Genomic DNA, 3,000 nt, shown 5'->3' on the forward strand with positions numbered 1-3,000 from the left:
CGGTGAGCCCCACGAGCGAACCCCCGGGCGGCACACACGCCTGGACGATGAGCTGGCTGCCCACGTCCTGCACCTGGAGCCGCCGGGACTTCATCACCTTCGTCTCGAAGATGCGGTGGCTGGCATCCGCGACGCGCAGCGCGTCCGGCGAGGACGGCACCGCCTCCGCCACCACGCCCTCCTCCGCCAGCGCCGCGAGCACCGCGTCCCGGGTCCCCGCCGGCCGCACGCGGAAGTGCAGCGCGGGCTCTTCATCCAGGGACGCCATCAGTCCGGCCAGCGTCGCTTCCGGGTACACCTCCGCCAGCCGCTGGGTGAGCCACCCCGGGAAGGAGTAGCGGGTGGCCAGCCGATCCGCGACGGACTCCGACTCCGAGGAGGGAACCTCCGGAAGCGGCTTCGTGACCAGGCCCTCCAGCACCGCGTCATGCAGGGTGCGCGGCCGCACCGGGCCCGGCAATCGCACCTCCGGGCCGATGCGTGTCCAGCCCTCGCCACAGAAGAGCCGGCGCCAGAGCGTGTAGCGCACCAGCGCCTGGTCCTCCGTCATGACGATCTTCGCGTGCGAGTGGCCCAGCAGCCGCGCCGCCAGGTCCAACAATCGCTGGTGCCGGGACAGCTCGCGCGACGCCATCGCCACGAACCGCCGCTCCTGCCCGCCCAGCCCCTCGGCATCGCGCAGCGCGTTGGCGAGCGCCGCCTTCAGCGGATCCCCCTTGAGCACCGCGATGTGGGTCTCCAGGGCGGCGGTGGCCGCGCGCCGGGACGGACGCCCCAGGCGCGACGGATCATGCGGCGAAGGCCAGAGGGGAATCTCCACGGGGGTGTGTCCTCTTCTTCGCTTCAGTCGCGCAGCGGCACGCACACCGCCAGCGCGCCCGTCCGCGTCCGCGTCTGGGGAGACGCCCCCAGGCCGAGGAACAGGTAGCAGGGCGCGGCATAGCGTTCCCCGTCCAGCTCCAGGTCGCCCTCCACCAGGAGGACCCCCTGGCCACGATGAGGCGGGGGCCAGCGATGCTCCGCTCCGGACGTCAGCCGCACCCAGGTCCGGGGGGCCTCCGACTCCGGGCTGGCCGAACGTGCGCCCGGCGCGAACTCCGTCCAGGCCGGCGAGTCTGGCGCCAGCGGCGCCTCCGCGGCGGCGAGCGCCTGACGCTTCAGGTCGAGGAAGCGCTCGACCAGCCCCATGATGTCGTCCACCTGGAAGGGCTTCATCAGGAGCGCGTCGGGCTCGAAGGGGTGCAGGGCCTGGACAACCTCGTCGGGACCGGCGGCGCTGACGATGGCCACCGGGTGCAGGCGACGACGCGCTGCTTCCAGGATGCCCTTGCCGTCGTTGTGGTTGCCCGCGATGCGCAGGTCGCTCATCACCAGCTCGAAGCGGTCCGTCTGAAGGGCGGACAGCGCTTCATGGATGGTGCCCACCGCCTGCACGTCCGCCAGCTCGGAGACCAGCTCGCCCATCCCCTCCCTGAGGCTCGGATCGTCCTCGACCAGAAGTACCTTCATCGCGACTCCCAGCGCGGAGGACAAAGGGGTGCTTTCACGGTCGGTCATCCGAAGGAGGCGGCATCTCGGACGCCGGTGCTGCGTTTGGGGGAATGGCCCTCCCCGGACTCGAACCGGGACGCGGGGTCAGCCGCAGCGGATTTTGAGTCCGCCTCGTCTACCAATTTCGACAGAGGGCCTCTCGGGTGAAAGCGAGGCGGCCGAACGTATATCGCGCCTTCGGTTCGTGTGCATCCGAAGATTGCGGTGGTCCACGCACACCGCTAAAGGGGCTGCGCATGTACAACCTTCTCATCTCCCTGGCCATCGGGCTGGCGGTCGCCGTGCTGGTCAAGCTGGTCGGCGGCTTCTCCTGGTGGGCCGGCATCGTGCCCGGCGTCATCGCCCTCTTCGCCGCCTACATCGTGCTCGCCCGCCGGGTCTCCACCCGGGTCCAGGCGCTCATGACCACGGTCCAGAATGATCTCCAGGGCCAGCCCGCCAACCAGAAGGAGGCCCAGGGCCGCGTGGACCGGGCCGTCAAGACGCTGGAGCAGGGCCTCGTCTGGGACAAGTGGCAGTTCCTCATCGGTCCGGAGATCCACGCCCAGATCGGCATGCTCAAGTACATGGTGAAGGACATTGAAGGCGCGAAGCCGCACCTGAAGCAGGCCAGCGGCCGCAACTACATGGCCAAGGCCATGGAGGGCGCCCTGCACTTCCGCCTCAACGACAAGGACGCCATGAAGGCCTCCTTCGAGGCCGCGGTGAAGAGCGGCAAGAAGGAGTCCATCGTCTGGGCCGTGTACGCCTGGTGCCTCTTGCAGCAGAAGGACAAGGACGCCGCCCAGCGCGTGCTCGCCCGGGGCGTGGAGCAGAACCCGTCCGATGAGAAGCTCAAGGGCAGCCTCGCCCAGCTGCAGAACGACAAGCGCCTGAAGATGAAGCCCTACGAGCCGCTCTGGTGGCAGTTCGGCCTGGAAGCCCCGCCGGTGATGCCCCCCATGGGCGGCCGTCGCGTCCAGTTCACCCAGCGACGCTGAGGTCCGACGTCGGGTCGTTGAAGCGGAGTCGAAGCAACGGGAGGCTTTGTCGGCCTGGCGTCCAGCCGACGATGAAGCCTCCCCGCGGTACGGTAGGGCGTCACCTGGAACGACGTTTAAGCTCTGTTGATGGCGCTGCCCTCCAGCGCCGTCCGGGGCGGATGGATCCCCCGAGCCACGTCGCGGCGGCCGCCTTCGCGCAAGGCCCTCCGTTGCCCTCCCGTCCGGCAATTCCTACCGGGAGCGCATGCCCGGGTGCTGCAACGTCTTCCGATCCTCCGGACGTCCGACGCGTCAGGTGTGTCGCAACCCCCTGAAAAGAGGTCCACGCGCGTCTGGATCTCCGGGGCACACGCTTTGCTCTCGGGCAGGGACACGCAGGTAACCCGGGCAGGAAGGCCCTGGAGCCTCGCGGAGGCGGACGGGCTTGGCAGCCGGAGGTCTCGGGTGAAGTCTGGATGGGTGGGTG

At 69.6% G+C, this 3,000-nt stretch carries 2 protein-coding genes, 1 tRNA gene and 1 pseudogene; 1 reads left to right on the plus strand and 3 read right to left on the minus strand.

What is annotated here, in order from left to right:
- The 3 genes and pseudogenes from D7Y13_RS40350 to D7Y13_RS40360 all read right to left on the minus strand — a co-directional run.
- A pseudogene (locus D7Y13_RS40350) lies at positions 1-724 on the minus strand (RsmB/NOP family class I SAM-dependent RNA methyltransferase); the annotation flags it as partial.
- A gap of 119 nt (positions 725-843) precedes the next feature.
- Positions 844-1,509, minus strand: a complete 666-nt coding sequence (locus D7Y13_RS40355; protein ID WP_120585787.1) for a response regulator — start codon at positions 1,507-1,509, stop codon at positions 844-846.
- 93 nt (positions 1,510-1,602) lie between these two features.
- Positions 1,603-1,688: transfer RNA gene (locus D7Y13_RS40360), tRNA-Leu, on the minus strand.
- 99 nt (positions 1,689-1,787) lie between these two features.
- On the opposite strand from D7Y13_RS40360, the gene D7Y13_RS40365 reads away from it, so the two are divergent.
- Positions 1,788-2,531 carry a tetratricopeptide repeat protein gene (locus tag D7Y13_RS40365; protein WP_120534792.1) on the plus strand — a complete coding sequence of 248 codons (744 nt, stop codon included), beginning with the start codon at positions 1,788-1,790 and terminating at the stop codon, positions 2,529-2,531.
- Positions 2,532-3,000: the final 469 nt, after the last annotated feature.

Origin of the sequence: Corallococcus praedator (assembly GCF_003612125.1) — a bacterium.
Lineage (GTDB): Bacteria > Myxococcota > Myxococcia > Myxococcales > Myxococcaceae > Corallococcus > Corallococcus praedator.

Excerpts from the sequence above, each read along its gene's own strand:
- D7Y13_RS40355 (WP_120585787.1), bottom strand. The coding sequence starts at position 1,509 with ATGAAGGTACTTCTGGTCGAGGACGATCCGAGCCTCAGGGAGGGGATG.
- D7Y13_RS40365 (WP_120534792.1), top strand. The coding sequence starts at position 1,788 with ATGTACAACCTTCTCATCTCCCTGGCCATCGGGCTGGCGGTCGCCGTG.